Annotated in this window: 19 protein-coding genes; 4 read left to right on the plus strand and 15 right to left on the minus strand. The window is 59.1% G+C overall.

Annotation, left to right across the window (positions count from 1 at the left end):
* Window positions 1–139: 139 nt before the first annotated feature.
* From K787_RS0102730 to K787_RS0102790, 13 genes are all read right to left on the minus strand, one after another.
* On the minus strand, window positions 140–487 hold the full coding sequence (locus tag K787_RS0102730) for a Na+/H+ antiporter subunit G (protein WP_022961253.1): 348 nt from the start codon (window positions 485–487) through the stop codon (window positions 140–142).
* Between the two features lie 39 nt (window positions 488–526).
* On the minus strand, window positions 527–796 hold the full coding sequence (locus tag K787_RS0102735) for a K+/H+ antiporter subunit F (RefSeq protein WP_022961254.1): 270 nt from the start codon (window positions 794–796) through the stop codon (window positions 527–529).
* Complete coding sequence (locus K787_RS0102740) at window positions 781–1,284, minus strand: Na+/H+ antiporter subunit E (RefSeq protein ID WP_022961255.1); 504 nt, start codon at window positions 1,282–1,284, stop codon at window positions 781–783. Before K787_RS0102740 ends, K787_RS0102735 begins: the two co-directional genes overlap by 16 nt.
* On the minus strand, window positions 1,284–2,807 hold the full coding sequence (locus K787_RS0102745) for a monovalent cation/H+ antiporter subunit D (RefSeq protein ID WP_022961256.1): 1,524 nt from the start codon (window positions 2,805–2,807) through the stop codon (window positions 1,284–1,286). The genes K787_RS0102740 and K787_RS0102745 overlap by 1 nt, the downstream gene beginning before the upstream one ends.
* Window positions 2,804–3,133 (minus strand): Na+/H+ antiporter subunit C, encoded by a 330-nt coding sequence (locus K787_RS0102750; protein WP_022961257.1) that lies wholly within the window; start codon window positions 3,131–3,133, stop codon window positions 2,804–2,806. Before K787_RS0102750 ends, K787_RS0102745 begins: the two co-directional genes overlap by 4 nt.
* Window positions 3,133–5,925, minus strand: a complete 2,793-nt coding sequence (locus K787_RS0102755) for a monovalent cation/H+ antiporter subunit A (RefSeq protein ID WP_022961258.1) — start codon at window positions 5,923–5,925, stop codon at window positions 3,133–3,135. Before K787_RS0102755 ends, K787_RS0102750 begins: the two co-directional genes overlap by 1 nt.
* Before the next feature lie 141 nt (window positions 5,926–6,066).
* Complete coding sequence (gene mnhG, locus K787_RS0102760; protein WP_022961259.1) at window positions 6,067–6,429, minus strand: monovalent cation/H(+) antiporter subunit G; 363 nt, start codon at window positions 6,427–6,429, stop codon at window positions 6,067–6,069.
* Window positions 6,426–6,758, minus strand: a complete 333-nt coding sequence (locus tag K787_RS0102765) for an MrpF/PhaF family protein (RefSeq protein ID WP_022961260.1) — start codon at window positions 6,756–6,758, stop codon at window positions 6,426–6,428. The genes mnhG and K787_RS0102765 overlap by 4 nt, the downstream gene beginning before the upstream one ends.
* Window positions 6,755–7,240, minus strand: coding sequence for a Na+/H+ antiporter subunit E (locus K787_RS0102770; protein WP_022961261.1), 486 nt, complete (start codon window positions 7,238–7,240; stop codon window positions 6,755–6,757). The genes K787_RS0102765 and K787_RS0102770 overlap by 4 nt, the downstream gene beginning before the upstream one ends.
* On the minus strand, window positions 7,240–8,730 hold the full coding sequence (locus K787_RS0102775) for a proton-conducting transporter transmembrane domain-containing protein (RefSeq protein WP_022961262.1): 1,491 nt from the start codon (window positions 8,728–8,730) through the stop codon (window positions 7,240–7,242). The genes K787_RS0102770 and K787_RS0102775 overlap by 1 nt, the downstream gene beginning before the upstream one ends.
* Window positions 8,727–9,128 (minus strand): sodium:proton antiporter, encoded by a 402-nt coding sequence (locus K787_RS0102780; protein ID WP_022961263.1) that lies wholly within the window; start codon window positions 9,126–9,128, stop codon window positions 8,727–8,729. The genes K787_RS0102775 and K787_RS0102780 overlap by 4 nt, the downstream gene beginning before the upstream one ends.
* Window positions 9,128–11,851: a hydrogen gas-evolving membrane-bound hydrogenase subunit E gene (gene mbhE / locus K787_RS0102785; protein ID WP_022961264.1), complete on the minus strand. Its 2,724-nt coding sequence runs from the start codon at window positions 11,849–11,851 to the stop codon at window positions 9,128–9,130. The genes K787_RS0102780 and mbhE overlap by 1 nt, the downstream gene beginning before the upstream one ends.
* Window positions 11,852–12,138: 287 nt before the next feature.
* The gene (locus K787_RS0102790; RefSeq protein ID WP_022961265.1) at window positions 12,139–12,600 is read right to left on the minus strand and encodes an outer membrane lipoprotein; all 462 of its coding nucleotides are present in this window, start codon (window positions 12,598–12,600) and stop codon (window positions 12,139–12,141) included.
* 282 nt (window positions 12,601–12,882) lie between these two features.
* Here K787_RS0102790 and K787_RS0102795 point away from each other — a divergent pair, with 282 nt between their 5' ends.
* On the plus strand, window positions 12,883–13,158 hold the full coding sequence (locus K787_RS0102795) for a hypothetical protein (protein WP_022961266.1): 276 nt from the start codon (window positions 12,883–12,885) through the stop codon (window positions 13,156–13,158).
* On the opposite strand, the gene K787_RS0102800 is transcribed toward K787_RS0102795, so the two are convergent.
* Entirely contained in the window at window positions 13,126–14,295 is a 1,170-nt protein-coding gene (locus tag K787_RS0102800) for a 1-acyl-sn-glycerol-3-phosphate acyltransferase (protein ID WP_022961267.1), read from the minus strand. The two genes, K787_RS0102795 and K787_RS0102800, sit on opposite strands and share 33 nt — an antisense overlap.
* A gap of 117 nt (window positions 14,296–14,412) precedes the next feature.
* Here K787_RS0102800 and K787_RS0102805 point away from each other — a divergent pair, with 117 nt between their 5' ends.
* The 3 genes from K787_RS0102805 to K787_RS21970 are packed head-to-tail and all read left to right on the plus strand — an operon-like array spanning window position 14,413 to window position 15,500.
* Window positions 14,413–14,607: a CPXCG motif-containing cysteine-rich protein gene (locus K787_RS0102805; protein WP_022961268.1), complete on the plus strand. Its 195-nt coding sequence runs from the start codon at window positions 14,413–14,415 to the stop codon at window positions 14,605–14,607.
* Window positions 14,608–14,850: a putative signal transducing protein gene (locus K787_RS0102810; RefSeq protein WP_022961269.1), complete on the plus strand. Its 243-nt coding sequence runs from the start codon at window positions 14,608–14,610 to the stop codon at window positions 14,848–14,850.
* Window positions 14,850–15,500 (plus strand): SOS response-associated peptidase, encoded by a 651-nt coding sequence (locus K787_RS21970; protein ID WP_022961270.1) that lies wholly within the window; start codon window positions 14,850–14,852, stop codon window positions 15,498–15,500. Before K787_RS0102810 ends, K787_RS21970 begins: the two co-directional genes overlap by 1 nt.
* Here K787_RS21970 and K787_RS0102820 read toward each other — a convergent pair whose 3' ends face one another.
* Window positions 15,501–17,636: a methyl-accepting chemotaxis protein gene (locus K787_RS0102820; RefSeq protein WP_022961271.1), complete on the minus strand. Its 2,136-nt coding sequence runs from the start codon at window positions 17,634–17,636 to the stop codon at window positions 15,501–15,503.
* Between the last annotated feature and the right edge of the window lie 2 nt (window positions 17,637–17,638).

A 17,638-nucleotide genomic window follows, 5' to 3' on the forward strand; every position in this document is an offset into this window, starting at 1 on the left:
ATTCCGGACAGTAGTGCGCGTACGCGGGAATGACTGGTTTTGGGCTGGGAATGACGGGGTTGGGGCTGGGAGTGAAGAGCGCGGAAGTCGGAATGACGCGCGTTGGGGCCGGATACGTTCCGCTACCCTCTGCACAACCTTACTCCCAAGGCTGCCCTTTGGTCCGCTCTACCCGCTTCAAACGTTCGTGCATCGCCGCTTTGGCCAGCATGTTGGCGCTGACCGGGGCGGTCATGAACAGGAAGATGGTGATCAGCAGTTCATGCATACTGAGCCCCTCTCCCCGAGTGCTGAAGTAGATCAGCGAGCCAATCACCAGAGCGCCTACGCCCAGGGTCGTCGCTTTGGTAGGCCCATGCAGGCGCATAAAGAAGTCGGGCAGTTTCCACAGCCCAATGGAGCCGATCAGCGCAAAAACACTGCCCAGCAGAATCAGCGAAGCGACAATCCACTCCACTACTGTAGCGCTTTGAATGGCCTCTAGCATGTCAGCTCCGGTTCTTTGTTCAGCTTCTTATTCCACTTATTACTCAATGATGTCACCCCGCAGCAGGTGCTTGGCGATGGCGACCGTGCCGACAAAGCCCATGACCGCAATCAGCAATGCTGCCTCGAAGAACAGATCCGAACTCAAGTACAGACCCAGCAGAATAATCAGTGCAATCGCATTGATATAAAGAGTATCGAGCGCCAGGATACGGTCCGGCAGGTCCGGCCCCTTGAGCAGGCGCAGCATGTTCAGCACCACTGCCACAGACATGATGCCCAGGCACAGGAGAATTACGGTGTGGAGCATTCGAACACCTCCATGAGCGGCCGCTCGTAACGCTGCTTGATGGTTTCAATCAGTTCCTGCTCATCTGCCACGTCAAGCGCGTGGATCAGTAGCGTTCGGCGATCATCGCTGATGTCCGACGAAACCGTACCCGGCGTCAGCGAGATGGTACTGGCAAGCAAGTGGATGGCAAAATCATGGGTCAGCTCAACCGGGTACTCGACGAAAGCCGGCCGCAGCTTATTGCTGGGTCCGAGGATGAGCTTGGCCACATCCAGATTCGCCGTGAGAATATCGCCCAGCACCCGCAGGGTGAAGCGCAGCAGCACCAGCGGTCGGCGCATGGTTGGCGGGTCCGGCCAGAATACATGGGTAATCAGCGGTATGCCCCAGGCCAGAAAGAACCCCATGATCAAGGAGCCTGGGGACAGATCATTCATGATCAACTGCCAGACCACCACCAGGAACAGGCTCAGCCAGGGGTGAGGCAGCAAAGATTGGCGGTTCATTATGGCTGGCCTCCGGGGGTAAACGGCTGCGTGGTCAGCACCTGCTGAATATACTCGCTTGGGTGGAGTAACTGTGCCGCCGTGGCGTCCAGGTACGCCAGCACAGGCGCGGCAAAGTAGACCAGCAATGGGCTGGTCAGCAACAATACCGTCATGGCCAGCATACGCAGCGGATCGAGCGGTTCACCGGTGTCAGGCGCGGCATCACGCCGCCAGAACAGCGTACTGCCGGCGCGGCTGAGCGCTACCAGGGTAACCAAACTGCTGCCCAATACCACCGCGTAGAGCCAGGCGGCCATCACCCCACTTCCTACGGCGCTGAGCAACAGCAGTTTGCCGATAAAACCCGACAGTGGCGGCATACCTGCCACTGAAACAGCCGCGACAAAGAACAGGCCACTGAGCATCAACGCGCCGGGCATATCAGGCCCGGGCACCAGGCGCGCGGCGAAGCGCGGGCCGCGAGAGCGGCTGATAATGCCGGCAAACAAAAACAGTCCGCCGCTGATCCAGGTGCTATGCATCAGATAATACAGGCTAGCAGCCAGCGCTTCCTGGGTACCCAGCGAGATCCCCGCCAACAAGGTGCCCACCGACACCACCACCAGATAGGCCACCAGGCCGTTCAGGCTACTGGCCGCCAATGCCCCAATCGCGCCCAGTACAATGGTGACCAGGGCAATCGGCCAGAGCCAGTCCTGGGCCATAGATGCGAGCATACCGGCGTCGTCACCGAACATCAGGGTATAAACGCGCAAAATCGAATACAGCCCGACCTTGGTCATCACCGCAAACAATGCGGCAACTGGCGCGCTGGCGGCCGAGTAAGCTTTGGGCAACCAGAAATACAGCGGAAAGATCGCCGCCTTGAGCCCGAACACCACCAGCAGCAACATGCCCGCCGCTCCGACCAGAGGCGCATCGGCTACGGGTACCTCAGCGATCTTGACCGCCAGATCAGCCATGTTCAGCGTGCCGGTCACGCCATACAAGGTGCCCACAGCAATCAAAAACAATGCCGAGCCGAACAGATTGAGCAGCACATAATGCAACCCGGCCCTGACCCGTGCAGACCCCGCGCCATGCAGCAACAAGGCATAGGAAGCGATCAACAGAATCTCAAAGAACACGAACAGGTTAAACAGGTCGCCGGTCAGAAAAGCGCCGTTAATGCCCATCAACTGAAACTGGAACAACGCATGGAAATTGCGCCCCAGACCGTCATCACCGCGCATTGCGTACAGAACCGCAGCACCGGCAAGCACAGCAGTGACCAACAACATCAAGGCGGCCAAGCGGTCGACTACCAGCACAATACCAAAGGGCGGCACCCAGTTACCGGCAGCATAGACGCCGATACCTTCGCCCGCCTGGCTCATCAGGATCAAGGCCAGCGGTATCTGCAAGATAGTCGCGCCAAGCGACAGACTGCGCTTGACCGACATCTGGCTGCGCGCGATCAACAATAGCAAGGCACCCATAAACATCGGCAGCAGTATAGGAAGCACCGGGAGATGATTCATTCGCGATCTCCCTTGCCATCAACATGGTCGTTGTCCAACTCGCCCTGGCCGCGCAACGCCAGCACCAACGCAAAGGCGGTCATCGCAAAGCCAATCACGATGGCCGTCAACACCAGCGCCTGCGGCAACGGGTCAGCGTGTTCGGCGGCGCGGCCGATCACCGCGGGCATACCGGTATTCAGCCGGCCCATGGCAAACAGGAACAGATTGACCGCATAGCCGATCAAGGTCAGCCCGACCACCACCGGAAAGGTGCGCGCCCGCAATAGCAGATAAACACCGCAGGTCGTCAGCAGGCCCAGGGTCAAAGCGAAAAGCAGCTCCATTAGTTGGCCTCCTGGGTCGCGCGGCCGGACGAGAGTTTGCCCAGGTTAGCCAGAATCAACAGTGTCGCTCCTACTACCGTTAGATAGACCCCGAGATCGAAGAGCATGGCCGTAGCCAGCTCGGTCTTGCCGATCAGCGGAATATCGAAATAACCGAAAGCGCTGGTCAGGAACGGATAGCCCCAGAACAAGCTACCCAAACCAGTCAAGCCAGCGATAATCACGCCCCAACCGGCAAGGTGGTGATAGTTCACACCCCAGCGCGCGGTGGTCCATTTCTCGCCGCTGGCCACGTACTGCAGGATCAGCGCCACAGCGGTGATCAAGCCGGCGATAAAGCCACCGCCCGGCAGATTGTGGCCACGCAGGAAGATATACGCAGAGACCATCAACGCCAGCGGCAGAATCACCTGTGACAGGTTGACCAGCATGAACGGATGGGAATCCCTGTTCCAGGCTCGGCCCAGCGCATCGGTCTGAGGTATGCGCAGGCGCAAACCGTCAATCAGCGCATAAATCGCTACGCCAGCAATCGCCAGTACGGTGACCTCACCCAGGGTGTCGAAGCCACGGAAATCCACCAGGATCACATTGACCACGTTGGTACCGCCGCCGCCGGAGACGCTGTTCTCGAGAAAATAGCCGGCAATGGTTTCATACGGCCGGGTCATTACCGCAAAGGACAGACCCGTGACCAACAGGCCGGCCATACCTGCCAGGCCCAAATCACGAGTGCGCCTTAGCCCGGAAGACTCTGCCGGGGTCAACCGGGGCAAGAAGAACAGGGCCAGCATCAGCAGAATGATGGTCACCACCTCGACCGACAGCTGGGTCAAGGCCAGATCCGGAGCCGAAAAGCGCGCAAAGGCCAGCGCCACAAACAGCCCCACCACGCTGAGCATCACCAGCGCGACAAGCCGCTGCTTGTGCCAAATCACCGTGGCCACCGCCGCGATCATCAGCATCAAGGCACCGACTGCCGTGACCGCGTCGACCGGGCTCAGCGCCAGCTCGCCGCGCAACGACGGCAAACGCAACAGCCAATAACCGCTAACCACCAGTGCAGCAGCCAACATCCAAGCCAGGTAGCGTTGCAGCGAGGCGTTCTCCAGCAGCAGGGTAAACTGCCCGGCCCGGCGCACAAGGCTTTGCACTAGCCTCTCAAAGACCAATTTGCCATCCAGCTCGGGCAGACGCTCGTACAAATCAAAGATGCGGCCGCGCCCCGCATAGACCAGCACACCTAGTACCAGTGCCACGATGCTCATGATCAATGGCAGATTGAAGCCATGCCAGATGGCCAGACTGTAATAAGGCAACTCGCCGCCAATGGTCGCACTGGCGGCGACCGCCAATAGGCTGGCGACGGTAATGGCCGGCAGCAGGCCGACCAGCAGGCACAGTGCAACCAGAATTTCGACCGGCACCTTCATGTAGCGCGGCGGCTCATGCGGCGGGTACTTGGGCAGATTGCGCGGTTTGCCGTTAAAGAACACGTCGTGAATAAAGCGCACCGAATAGGCCACCGAGAAGATCCCCGCCAGGGTCGCGACCAGCGGAATCACCCAGCTGAAATCACCAAACTGATTGCGCACCAGCGTTTCGGTAAAAAACATTTCCTTGCTCAGGAAACCATTCAACAAGGGCACGCCGGCCATCGCTGACGCCGCCACCATCGCCAGTGTCGCGGTATGCGGCATAAATCGCCACAGACCGTTGATGCGGCGCATGTCCCGCGTGCCGGTTTCGTGATCGATGATGCCTGCCGCCATAAACAGTGACGCTTTGAAGGTCGCGTGATTGATGATGTGGAATACGGCAGCGACTGCGGCCAATGGCGTACTCAGACCAAACAGCAGGGTAATCAGCCCCAGATGGCTGATGGTCGAATAGGCCAGCAGACCCTTGAGATCGTGTTTGAACAGCGCAGTACAGGCACCCAGCAGCAGAGTGATCATGCCGGTGATACTGACCAGAAAGAACCACAAATCGGTATCCGCCAGCGCCGGATAGAAGCGCGCGAGCAGAAACACGCCGGCCTTGACCATGGTCGCCGAGTGCAGATACGCCGAGACGGGCGTGGGCGCCGCCATCGCATGCGGCAACCAGAAATGGAACGGAAACTGTGCCGACTTGGTAAAAGCGCCGAGCAATACCAGCACCAGCACCACCGGATACAACGCATGACTGCGGATCAGATCGCCCGCCGCCAGCACATCGGTGAGCTCGTAACTGCCGACAATCTGACCCAGCAGCAGCACGCCAGCCAACAGTGCCAAGCCGCCGCCGCCGGTTACCGCCAGGGCCATACGCGCGCCCTTGCGCGCATCCGTGGAATGCGACCAGTAACCGATCAGCAGGAAGGAAGACAGGCTGGTGAGTTCCCAGAAGAACATCATCAGCAGCATGTTTTCCGACAGCACTACACCCAGCATCGCGGCCATAAACAACAGCAGGAACGCAAAGAAGCGGCCCATCGGGTCGCGTTTGGAAAGGTAATAGCGCGCGTAGAGGATCACCAGAATGCCGATCCCCTGGATCAGCAAGGCAAACAGAAAGCCCAGGCCATCAAGGCGGAAGCTCAGATTCAAGCCAATCTGCGTCAGCCAGGGCCAGCTCTGGACCACGACGCCACCATCGAACACCACTGGCGCCAGTTGCCATAGCAAAAACAGACCGATGACAGGTGCCAGCATAGTCGCCAGCGCGCACAATGAACGGCCATAACGAACCGTCATTAAAGGTAACAAGCTCCCCAACAAGGGAAGCAACACAATCAGCGCCAGGGTCATGCAGGACTCACTCCGTCAATGGCCTTTCAGGCTTCTTACATGCTGTTATTCCGGGCTTACGGCCCGGACAAGCCATCCATTATCCACACACAGCCTTGCACTGTCATGAATTCAGCCGATTGATTGAATAAGAGTGATCTATTATTGCGGGTCCTTGGGCTGATCCAAGCCGCGATCCTTGGCCCGCTCCAACGCATCCCCCAATGGGCCGACCTTGGGTCTGACGCCAGCCATGTGCCCAGCGCGTGAGATCGCATGAGCGGCCATGGGCGCGGTGACCAATAGCACCGCAATCGCCAGTAGCGTCTCCAGCCATGCCATGCCGGAGGTTGCGAACAGCACCCCGAGCAGTACCAATATCGCGCCCAACGCACCCGCTTTACTGGCCGAGTGCATGCGCGTATAGGCGTCGGGTAGGCGCCAGACGCCCAGCGCGCCAAGCAGACTGAACACCGCGCCGAGCAAAACCAGCGCCGAACCGGCTATTGCGAGAAAGTCGTTCATGGCTCGCCTCCTTCTTCCCGGCGCTCAGGCTGCCCATGGGGGTTGTCGCTGCTATGAGTACCGGTGAACAACAGGGCGAAGGCGACACTACCGAGAAAGCTGACAATCGCCAACACGATGGCCACGTCCAATAGCACGGCCTGCTCACTCATCAGCGCCAGTACCGACACCCCGGCCACGCCAATCATGGTCAAGGCATCTACCGCGACCGCGCGATCCGGCCTACTCGGCCCCACCAACAGGCGCCACATGATCAGCAGCGTGCTGATCACCAGCATGCCGCCCGCCAGCGGCAATACCCAGTCAGCTCCAGCCAATGTCACGTTCATTTTTCACCTCCCAGCGGCTGCACCCAGCGCATCAGACGCCGCTCGATATTGCCAATGGCAGCGGTGACTGAGTCCACCGAACGGGTATCCAATACATGTACGAACATTTCCCCGGTGCGCGAACGATAGTCCAGTGCCAGGGTCCCCGGCGTTAACGTCAGCAGACAACCGAGCAGCGTAATCAAGCGTTTGTCGCGGGTATGCACCGGAACGCGCACCACGGCGGATTCGACCTGGTAGCGCGGGTTCAGGACAATCTTCGCCACGTCCAGCGAGGCGCTGAATACCTGCCAGGTAAACCAGGGAACGAATACCAGCCCGGCCTCTATGCGCAACGCATACACACGGCTGGGGTGATGAAACAACCCACCTAGCCTGAACAACGGGTAAAGCGCGGCAAACGCGATCAGCCAGTACAGCGGGCTGAGCGACGCCAGAACCGCGGCCAGTACGCTAGCGAGCAGCAAATGCACATACACCATCACTCGCCCCTCCCATTCAGCAGTTGTAGGTAGGCGGGCGCTTCGATCAACTGCAGAGATGCTGCCATGGCGTAATTCATCACCGGCCCTGCGCCCAGGCCAATGGCGACCGTAATCAGCGCCAAAGCGGTCACCGTGATCCAGGCACCCCGCGGCCCGCTCCCCGCGGCACCCAGCAGCTCGGGTTGCGGGTGAGCCTTGAGAAAGCTCTCATTCCAGATCTTGCTCATCGATAGCAAGGTAAATATCCCGGTAAACAGGGCGAAGAACGCAGCCACCCAGACTCCGGCGTCCAGACTCGCCTTGACCAGCACAAACTTGGCCCAGAAGCCCGACAACGGCGGTATACCTGCCAACGACAAGGCCGGTATGGCAAACAGAATGGCCAGCATTGGGGTACGGGCATACAGCCCGCCCATTCCCGCCAGGCGCTCGGACCCGGTAATCCGCGCAGCGATCCCGCCGACAAAGAACAGGTTAGCTTTGACTACGATATGGTGGATCAGATAAAACACCGCGCCCGCCAGCGCCAGCGGCGTGGCCAAAGCCAAGCCCAATATCATGTAGCCGACCTGACTGACGATATGAAAGGACAGTATGCGCCTCACCTCGGTCTGCGCAGCCGCTCCCAGCACGCCGATAATCATGGTCGCGCAGGCCACCCATAACAACACCGAATGCACTATGCCCGGTTCAGGCCAAAGCAGCGTCACCAAGCGGATCAGCGCATACACCCCAACTTTGGTCAGCAAGCCGGCAAAGAGAGCCGAGACCGGAGTCCAGGCGACGTGATAGCTGGCCGGCAGCCAACCGAACAAGGGGAATAGTGCGGCCTTGATCGAGAAGGATACCAGCATCAGAATCACGCCTAGCCAGGCGCCATCGCTGGCTTCATCAGCGCGGAACAGCAGCGCCAGTTCACCCATGTTCAAGGTGCCAGTGGCGCCATAGACCAACCCCGCGGCAAGCAGAAACAGCAGAGTCGCGAGCATGTTCAAGACCAGGTAGGTCATGGCCCCGGACAACCGCCGCTCACCACCACCCAGCGCTATCAGCGCAAAGGAGCCAATCAACAGCACCTCGAACCAGACGTACAGGTTGAATACATCAGCGGTAATGAAGGCCCCGCAGATACCGGCCAGCAGCCCGTGCACAAACAGATGCGTATCACGCAGAAAATCAGCAGGCATCGGTTGGCGAAAGCAGTAGATCAATGTAGCGAAGCCGATGACCCCGGTAATCGCGACCATCACCGCCGACAAGCGATCGATCACCAGGCTGATACCGTAAGGCGCGGCCCAGCCGCCCATCTGCGCGCTCAGCACCGTACCCTCAGCAGCGATGAGGACCAGATAAACACCGGTCAGCAGCAGCAGGAGTGCGCCCGTCAGGCTGATGGCCGTGACCCAGGCATGATGGCGCTTGACCAGTAACGCCAGCAACAGCGTGGCAAGCGGAATGAGGATCGGCAAGACGATCAACGTATTCATGCTTTACCCTCCTCGGCCGGCGGATGCGCGTGCTCTTCATCCTTGTCCGGGGCCGGCTGCTCGGTCACCTGACTAACCCGGTCGGTGTCCTTGTCGCCGTGCAATTCATGGGTGCGCTTGAGCACCGAGAGGGCAAATACGAAGAGTGCAAAGCCGATGACAATGGCGGTCAAGACCAATGCCTGGGGCAAGGGGTTGGCCGCGTCCTGCGCGCTCTGACCGGCAAAGGTGAAGGCGGCTTGGCTGCCGGAAAAGCGGCCTGCAGTGAGCACCCCGAGGTTGATAGCGTTACCCAGCACCGCGATGCCGAGCACCACCCGCATCAGATGCCGATCAAGCATCATCCATACCCCCAGCGCAGCCATGATGCCTGCGGTAATGGCGCCTATCCATTCCATCAGGCAGCCCTCCCGATCAGATTGCGCAGCATGTGCATGACCGAACCAAAGACTGTCAGAAAGACCCCCACATCAAAGAGTAATGGCGTGCCCAGCTTCAGACCAAAGGGCTCAATCCAGAGACCGGTCATGAACGACACCTGTGAGACCAGCCCGAACAGACCGGCGCCTACCGCGCAAGCCAAACCCAAGCCGATTATGGTGGGCGGCGCGATACGCGCCAGCCCACGTTGAATACCGCGCCCGAAGGTGACCACCATCAAGGTGAAGCCCGTCGCCGCGACCAAACCACCGATAAAACCGCCGCCAGGCAAATTATGCCCGCGCCAGAGAAGCGCCAGCGATACCACCAGCAAAATGGTCGCTAACGGACGCATGCCCTGGCGTAGCAGCAACGAACCGAACTCAGGCAGGCCCCGCGGTTTCTCCTGCTGCAACTGGCCTGCGCCGAGCAGCGTCGAAGCCGCCAGCGCGGCAATCGCCACCACCAGAATTTCGCCCAGGGTATCTACCGCACGGAAGTCCACCAGAATGACGTTAACCACATTGCTGCCGTGACCGCCGGGCAGGCTGTTGGCCAGGAACCAGTCAGCCAGATCGCCGGGCAGAGGTTGGCTCACCGCCGTCATGATCAGCAAGCTGACGGCCAGTCCGAAGAGGATCGCCACCCCGGCGTGCCAGAGATTCAGAGCCTGGGTTCTAGCGCCGCTGGCCGGTACCATCGGCATGCGCCGCAGCACCATCGCCAGGAATACCACCGTCAGGGTCTCGACCATTAATTGCGTCAATGCCACATCCGGCGCATTGATTGACACGAAGAACAACGCCAGGCCTAGGCCACTGGCGCCCAGCGAGGCCACCAGGGCCAGGCGACCGGCCATAAAGGCTGCGCCCGCTGCACCGCCCAGCGCCAACAGACAGCCAATCACACCCGGCAAAGTCACCTCGGACAGCGCATGGCCATCGAAAGGCTGCGCATTCAACAACAGCAGCCCGCCAAGTACGCTGACGCTCACTACCAGTGTCATCAACGCCATATGCAGGCGCAAGGATCCATGCTGGAACAACGCCGCCACTGCGCCAGCGAATTGGAACAGGCGCTTGAGAAATCTGTCCCAGAGCAGATCACCACCGAACTCCCACACGCTACCCAGGCGTTTTGCCAAGGTGCGCACCGCATCGGCATGGAAGTAGAAAAACGTACCCAGCCCCAACGTCAGGGCACTGGCGATAACTGCAGGGGTGATGCCACCCCACAGGTACAGGTTGACGTCCACCTCACCACTGGCCACCGCCTGCACAGCCGTATTGACCAACCAGGTCTCCGGCCACTTGTTCCACGCGCCCAGGCCAAAGCCGCCGATCGCCAGCAACAACGGACCAGCCCACATAAAGGGGCTGACCTCGTGCGCTTTTTTGCTCCAGGTACCACGTGCGCCAAAGAAGGTCTTAAAGAAAATCAGGCCTGCGGCAGCTACCAACAACGCATTGGTCAGCACCATCACTAGCGTCACCGTCCAGCCAATCGTGCCCATTTCAATGAGCCCGGCGTACTTGAATTCCTTGGCAATAAAACCGAAAAAGGGCGGCAAGCCCGCATTGGAAAAGGCCGCCAGCCCGACGGCAATACCGGTGAGAGGCATCAGTGCAAAGAGCCCTCCGAGCCGGCGGATATCACGCGTGCCGGTGGAGTGATCGATAGCCCCCACGGCCATAAATAGCGCGCCCTTGTAAAACGAGTGCGCCACCAGGTAGAGCACAAACGCCTGCAGACCATAACTGGTATTGGTGCCTATCAGCATGGTCAACTGGCCGAGTACCGTTACCGTGGTGTAAGCCAACATGCGCTTGAGGTCATATTGCCGGATAGCCAGAATCGCCCCCAGCAACGCCGTCACCGCGCCCAGGGTAATCAGTATCGTACTCCAGCCAGTGCCGCCGCCCAGCGTCGGGTTAAGCCGCGCCAGCAGATAGATACCGGCCTTGACCATGGTCGCGGAATGCAGGTACGCCGATACCGGCGTAGGCGCATTCATGGCGTTGGGCAACCAGAGATGAAACGGAAATTGCGCCGACTTGGTGAAGCAGCCGATCAGCACCAACACCATGATTGCCGGAAACAATGCATGCGCCTGCACCAACTCAGCCTGCAACTGGGAGAATTGCCAGGTGTCAGCAGCAATACCCAGCAGCACCAAACCGGCGAGCAAAGCCAGACCGCCGCCGCCAGTGATCAGCAACGCCTGCAGGGCGGCACGGCGTGATTCTGGCTTTTCATGGTTGAAACTGATCAACAGATAACTGGCTATGCTGGTCAGCTCCCAGAACACGAACATGGCAATCAGGTCATCCGCCAGTACCAGTCCGAGCATGGCCATCATAAACACCAGCAGGTAGGCGTAAAAACGGCCAAGCTGCGGATGATCGTGCAGGTAAGCACCGGAATAGAGCACAATCAGTGCGCCAATACCGGTAATCAGCAGCGCAAACAGCAACGCCAAACCATCCAGCCGCAAGCCCAGCGCCACATCCAGCATGGGCACCCAGGCAAAGCTCTCAAAAAGCGCAGTTCCCCCGGCCACCTCAGGGATCTGCAAGGCAAACCAGGTAAAACAAGCAGCAGGCACAATCGCCAGTAGCAGGCCCGCGTGGCGCCGGGAAAGCCGCCATATAAAGGGCGCGCACAAGCCGTTGATAAGGATGGCTAACAGGCTGGCCAACATATCAGTGCGGTCCTGTCAGAGGGTGAACTGGCATTGAAATCTGCACTCCGTCAAATCGTAGACGGTCCAATTTACACATTTAGCCGGTGCAGTAACATCTTGACAGAGTCAGGCGAACTAATAGCCCTGACCTATTGGAAGGGACCTATAAATAAGAAGGAGAACCCCAAAGCTCTGTAGCAATTTGAATCATATTGCCCGGCAAAGACGACTGGAGGTCATGCCGCCGCCCCAGGTCAGACAAGCACAGGAGTACTTATCTGACGCCGAGGCCGTCAGGATGAGGATTATTTACTGACGCGCGACTCACCATTTACTGTGAGCACGCGCACACGATCACCAGGGGCAAAGGTGACATTATCAACCGCTTGCTGGACAAAGGCTCGGGTCTGACCGTCGTCTTCTCTGACGGTAATCTCAACGCCCTGTCTACGGGTAACTCCCTCTTCAGTGGCTGCGCCCGCCATACCACCGGCGACAGCACCAATAACCCCAGCAATCATGCTGCCACGGCCGCCACCTACGGTGCTACCGGCGATACCACCGACGGCGGCACCCGCTGCCGGCCCAATGATCGTTTTGGTGCCCTCAATCTGAACCGGGCGTACCGCTTCAACCGTACCCATGCGAACCGTCTGCGGGGCGCGTGCTTCATCCCGGCTGTAGGTGTCTCCGGTCAGTTTGGACGCGCAGCCACCCAGCACCAGCAATGAGCCGAGCAGGCAGGTAAGAACAATGTGTTTTCTCATAATGAACCCCGTTTAAGTAAACTCATGATATTGGACGCCGTTTCGGCGTAAATGTTGCGTTGAATCCCTCGACCCGTTCCGTGTGTTAAAGGGATTTTCAGACAGAATGTATCGGTCAGGCTCGAAAAGCCAAGTGCGCGGCGCTATAATAGCGCCCGTTTTCAGTCGGGATTGGTATAGGCCGATACCCTGTCTTTCCATTTTATGTTTTGACGTCACCCAGTCAGAAAAACAATAAAACCACGCCGGTTGCCCGAACAAACAGTGCCCGGAGATACACGCATGCCCGTTTTGCAGGCAGCCTGGATGTTTTATTTGCACCACAGCGCCCTGGTCATCAACGCTCTGGGGCTGTTCTACGCGCTGAGCGGCAGTTGGCTGCTGATTGCCACGCAGATCAGGGTCAGCCGCAGTATAAGCCAGTTAGCCACCAGCCCGACGGCCACTGAAGAAGAACCAGCCCCGGCAAGCCAACGCATCAACCGCCTGTTCAATCGCGTTGGTGCCATCTGCCTTGGCGCTGGCCTACTGCTCAGCCTGATCAGCACTCAGTTGTAACGTTCGCGCACGACTGATCACCGGATTAGCGTATTGCAGCAGCCACCACGGCCGTTGCGCCTCCGGGCAGGCGGCCAAGCGCTGCTCAAAGCGGTGCTGCTCCATAGCCAGGGTTGCGGAATCGAACTCTTCTCGCCACGGGCCGATATCGATCTGCGGCGCGTTCGGCAGTTGTTCAAACGCCAGATAGTTGCTCGGATACAGTCGGTAGTTGGACAGAATTTGCCGATCCACCTCTCTGGCCACCGCCTTGGCATCAACCATGGGTTCCTCCAGCGGTGACCCGAAGGCCACGTGCACGCGGCCCTTATAGCCGGTCAGCCCCATGGCGATGGAGCGATCATCTTCACCGGGTTCCTTGCTGTAACTGCCTGTACGCTCACGCTGTTCCAGCTCACGCGCCTTCATCTGGTCGCAGGGATCCCATTCGTAGGCAATGGACACCGGCACCAGGTTCAGCGACGCCAAGACCTCACTGAAGGGCTCAGCCTTGCGGCTCATGCACAGCATCTTGATGATCGCGGTATCCGTTTCATCCTGCCCGTCCTTGGCTCGCCCTTCCGCCTGCGCGATCCAGACCGAATGGCCGGTGGCAATCGAATGATTGATATAAGCCGACAAAGACTGGTACACCGCGAGCTTCTCCCGGCGCCCGCTAACCGAACGGTGCACGATAAAGCTCTTGTTAAGACGCATCAGGTCGCTCACGAAGGGCTTTTGCAGCAGGTTATCGCCAATCGCAATGCGTGGTGTCGGGTGCCCGGCATGATAGAGCGCATAATTGACAAACGCCGGATCCATGACGATATCGCGGTGATTGGCCAGAAACAGATGCGGGCGATCCTTGCTCAGATGCTCCAGACCACTGTAGGTAACCTGGATGGCACTGCGCTCGATCAGCCGGGTCATATAGGGCTCGAGCTTATGCTGCAGCGCATCGACGCTGGCAATGCCCCTGGCTTCGCGGCGCAACCCTAAGCCGACCAGCTTCGCCATCAACGCCGGCATCCAGCGATTCAGTAGCGGAAAGCGATACCGCGCCAGCATCTCAAGCAGCTCACGATCATGCAGCAGGCGCTGCAGTACGGCGGGCACCTCTGCATCGGAGTAGGGTCGTATCGAGTCAAACTCGCCCATAGGGTCCTCATTTACACCGGATTGAGCCGCGCATTATGCGGCCCTACGGACAGTTTCGCCAGATTGACGATGAGGCTACACTGACAGTCACACTCCCGGCAGCTAACAGGCACCCCCATGCAGGCCATCGAAGAAGCCGTTCTAGAATGCCCCCACTGCGGCGAACCCATCAGTCTGCTGCTGGATTTGACCGGCGGCACCCAGTCTTACGTGGAGGACTGTCAGGTTTGCTGCCAGCCCATTCTAGTCAGTCTTCGGATCGACCCCAACGAAGACGATTACCGTGTCGATTTGCGTCGGGAGCAGGACTGAATGCTCTGCGCCTACCACCCGCAAGACATGGCCGAAGGCCAACTGATCAGTCAGTTACTCAAGGACCATCATATTGGTTGCCATATGAGCGGCCAATACCTGCAGGGCGCCATAGGTGAGCTGCCGGCGCTGGACCTGCTGGGCATCTGGGTCACACCCGAGGATCTGGGCCTGGCCCGCGAACTGATCAATGACTGGCAAAATGCGACACCGATCATGCCTGACATGGACTTGGAAGACTGATGAGCGGCCGTCTCGCCCAATTCACCGCCCCAATAACCGCTGTGCCCGAAGGTTGGCAACCCTGCTGGAACCTCGCACCCGGCAAACGAATATTGATTCTGCGCAAGGCTGAAGGCCGATTGGAATGCGCCAGCGTGTTGTGGAATCTGACCCCAGCCTGGCTCAGACAACTGGATAGGGCCGCCTTCAGCGCCAAAGCCGAGCACCTGCACGAGAAGCCCATGTTCGGCCAAGCGCTGGCGCAGCGGCGCTGCCTGATTCCGGTAGATGGCTTCTTCGTGTGGCAGACCCAGGGCAAGCGCAAGCAGCCCTGGTATCTGCGCAACCAGAAAGGCGGATTGGCCCTGGCTGGACTATGGGAGAGATACAGCCTTGATGACGGCAGCTACTGGGACAGTTGTGCGCTGATTACCGTGCCAGCCAAGGGTTTGCCCGCCCGACTCGGTGAACGTATGCCGGTCACCCTCAATAGCGGCGAACAGGCGATATGGCTGGCCGCCGCGACCGCCGCCAGCCATCTGCAGCCGCTGTTGCTCAATGCCAGTTCACAGGCGAGCATGATGCACCCGGTCAACCCAGCGATGAGCAGCCCGACCACCCAGGGTGCGCAGTGCTGCACGCCCAGTGGCAGGGTTGTAGTCGAAGACTGATCAGACCTTGAACTGATTGATCAGACGACGCTGGTGCTCGGCCAGCTTGGTCAAGCCAGCACTGGCCTCGGACGCTTCCTGAGCGCCTCCGGCAACTGACTTGGCCACCTGGTCAATCGTCGACACGTTACGGTTCACGTCTTCGGCCACCGCACTTTGCTGCTCTGCTGCGCTGGCGATTTGGGTATTCATCTCGGTAATGATCGACACCGCCTGGGTGATCGAGGTCAAAGCGGCATCCGCTTCCTCAGCCTGCAGCACGCTCTGCTCTGTGCGAGCACGGCTCTGCTCCATCACCTTAACCGTATCGCGCGTGCCTTTTTGCAGTTGTTCGATCATGGTCTGAATTTCTTCCGTCGAACGCTGGGTTTTTTGCGCCAGATTACGCACCTCATCCGCGACAACGGCAAAACCGCGACCCTGCTCACCCGCCCTGGCAGCTTCAATTGCGGCATTCAGCGCCAGCAGATTGGTTTGCTCGGCAATGCCGCGGATGGTTTCCAGAATACCGGTGATGTTGTCGCTATCCCGGGCCAGGGACTGCACGCTGGCCACGGCTTGCTGGATATCCCCGGACAGTGCCTGAATCGCCGTCGCAGTGGATTTGACCACCTCGCGACCATGATGCGCCGAACCATCGGCATTGTTCGCCGCCTCCGCCGCCTGCGCAGCATTGCGTGCCACATCCTGGGCGGTGGCGGTCATTTCGGTGACCGCAGTGGCGACCATATCGATTTCGCTGAGCTGACGCTGGATACCGTCATTGGTACGCATGGCGATGTCTGCGGTATTTTCTGAGGCGTCGGTGACCTGCTGCACTGAGCTGACCACCTCGCGAATCATCCCCTGCAGCTTGTCCAGAAAGGCATTGAAACCGCGGGCGATATCGCCTAGTTCGTCGTTTCGATCAACCGCCAGGCGCTTGGTCAAATCACCATCGCCCCGGGCGATATCATCCAACATGGCCACCAGGCGGCGTGCCGGCCGCGACAGACCCAGACCCACCAGTACCATCACCAGCAACCCGATCAGAGCCACTACCAAACCAATAATGGTCATCATCACGGCATCGGCAGACTGGCGCTGCTCCATCTCCGCACCCAGGACGTTCAGCTCCTGCATCACCACGTCGATCGGCAAGGTGATCATCAGAACCCAGCGGCTGCCGGTATCACCTATCGGTATAGGCATTATCAACTCAATGTGCCCGCCCGCCTCATCAAGGTCATATAACAAGCTATCGCCCAGGCTGGCAATATTCGCCACCTCATTGGCATCCAGTATCTGGCTAGCCGGGTCGCCTGCCCCGGCGTTACTCCCGGTATAAGCCACAATGCGATTGTTGCTGCTGATCAGCGCCTGCTCGCCCTGGCCGCCAAACAAATTGGCGTTGCTCTTAACCAGCATGTCCTGAATGAAATCCAGAGACAGATCAGCGCCGACAATACCCTTGAAAACACCATCGGAAATAATCGGCACCGTGAAAGCAGACAGCATGACCTCGGTATCGCCCAGCTCATAGGGCGCCGGATCACTGACACAGGGGGCCAGGGTGTCGCGAGGGCAGAGGTAATATTCGCCCATACGCACCCCGGTTTCGCTGATGGTTTCACTTTCCAGATCACTCAGCGAGTCAAGCTGCAGACTGCCATCGGCGCTGCGAAACCACCAGGGCATAAAGCGGCCGGTGCCATCATAGCCGTCGGTTTCCACACCCTCGAAATATTGGTCAAGGTCATCGAATGCTTCAGGCTCCCAGCCAACATACACGCCGAGCAAATCCTCGTTCTCGACCAGGGTCTTGCGGATCACCCGATTCATTTCTTCCCGGCTCATCATCAAGCTGGGCAGCCCGTCGTCCTGGAGCTCATCCAGCAATTGGTTCAACTGCGCCAACTGCTGGGCGACCACAAAAGGATACTCCAGCCGCCGACGGATACGCTCGCTCTCCCCGGAGGCCAGTTGCGTCAAGCGCCGCTCGACCTGAGCCTCGAGCAACTGCTGGCTTCTGACCTGCATGAAATCCTGGCTGCGCTCGGCCGCATAGAGGCTATACAGCGTCATGATGCCAACAGCTATAAACAGACTAGCGCCTGCCAGTGTTGCAATGGCGAACTGGATAGACTTGAATTTCATAC

This window comes from Halopseudomonas pelagia CL-AP6 (assembly GCF_000410875.1).
Classification (GTDB): Bacteria; Pseudomonadota; Gammaproteobacteria; order Pseudomonadales; family Pseudomonadaceae; genus Halopseudomonas; species Halopseudomonas pelagia.

Bases quoted from the DNA above. Each gene is read 5' to 3' on its own strand.
- K787_RS0102730 (WP_022961253.1), bottom strand. From the start codon at position 487: ATGCTAGAGGCCATTCAAAGCGCTACAGTAGTGGAGTGGATTGTCGCT.
- K787_RS0102735 (WP_022961254.1), bottom strand. From the start codon at position 796: ATGCTCCACACCGTAATTCTCCTGTGCCTGGGCATCATGTCTGTGGCA.
- K787_RS0102740 (WP_022961255.1), bottom strand. From the start codon at position 1,284: ATGAACCGCCAATCTTTGCTGCCTCACCCCTGGCTGAGCCTGTTCCTG.
- K787_RS0102745 (WP_022961256.1), bottom strand. From the start codon at position 2,807: ATGAATCATCTCCCGGTGCTTCCTATACTGCTGCCGATGTTTATGGGT.
- K787_RS0102750 (WP_022961257.1), bottom strand. From the start codon at position 3,133: ATGGAGCTGCTTTTCGCTTTGACCCTGGGCCTGCTGACGACCTGCGGT.
- K787_RS0102755 (WP_022961258.1), bottom strand. From the start codon at position 5,925: ATGACCCTGGCGCTGATTGTGTTGCTTCCCTTGTTGGGGAGCTTGTTA.
- mnhG (WP_022961259.1), bottom strand. From the start codon at position 6,429: ATGAACGACTTTCTCGCAATAGCCGGTTCGGCGCTGGTTTTGCTCGGC.
- K787_RS0102765 (WP_022961260.1), bottom strand. From the start codon at position 6,758: ATGAACGTGACATTGGCTGGAGCTGACTGGGTATTGCCGCTGGCGGGC.
- K787_RS0102770 (WP_022961261.1), bottom strand. From the start codon at position 7,240: ATGGTGTATGTGCATTTGCTGCTCGCTAGCGTACTGGCCGCGGTTCTG.
- K787_RS0102775 (WP_022961262.1), bottom strand. From the start codon at position 8,730: ATGAATACGTTGATCGTCTTGCCGATCCTCATTCCGCTTGCCACGCTG.
- K787_RS0102780 (WP_022961263.1), bottom strand. From the start codon at position 9,128: ATGGAATGGATAGGCGCCATTACCGCAGGCATCATGGCTGCGCTGGGG.
- mbhE (WP_022961264.1), bottom strand. From the start codon at position 11,851: ATGTTGGCCAGCCTGTTAGCCATCCTTATCAACGGCTTGTGCGCGCCC.
- K787_RS0102790 (WP_022961265.1), bottom strand. From the start codon at position 12,600: ATGAGAAAACACATTGTTCTTACCTGCCTGCTCGGCTCATTGCTGGTG.
- K787_RS0102795 (WP_022961266.1), top strand. From the start codon at position 12,883: ATGCCCGTTTTGCAGGCAGCCTGGATGTTTTATTTGCACCACAGCGCC.
- K787_RS0102800 (WP_022961267.1), bottom strand. From the start codon at position 14,295: ATGGGCGAGTTTGACTCGATACGACCCTACTCCGATGCAGAGGTGCCC.
- K787_RS0102805 (WP_022961268.1), top strand. From the start codon at position 14,413: ATGCAGGCCATCGAAGAAGCCGTTCTAGAATGCCCCCACTGCGGCGAA.
- K787_RS0102810 (WP_022961269.1), top strand. From the start codon at position 14,608: ATGCTCTGCGCCTACCACCCGCAAGACATGGCCGAAGGCCAACTGATC.
- K787_RS21970 (WP_022961270.1), top strand. From the start codon at position 14,850: ATGAGCGGCCGTCTCGCCCAATTCACCGCCCCAATAACCGCTGTGCCC.
- K787_RS0102820 (WP_022961271.1), bottom strand. From the start codon at position 17,636: ATGAAATTCAAGTCTATCCAGTTCGCCATTGCAACACTGGCAGGCGCT.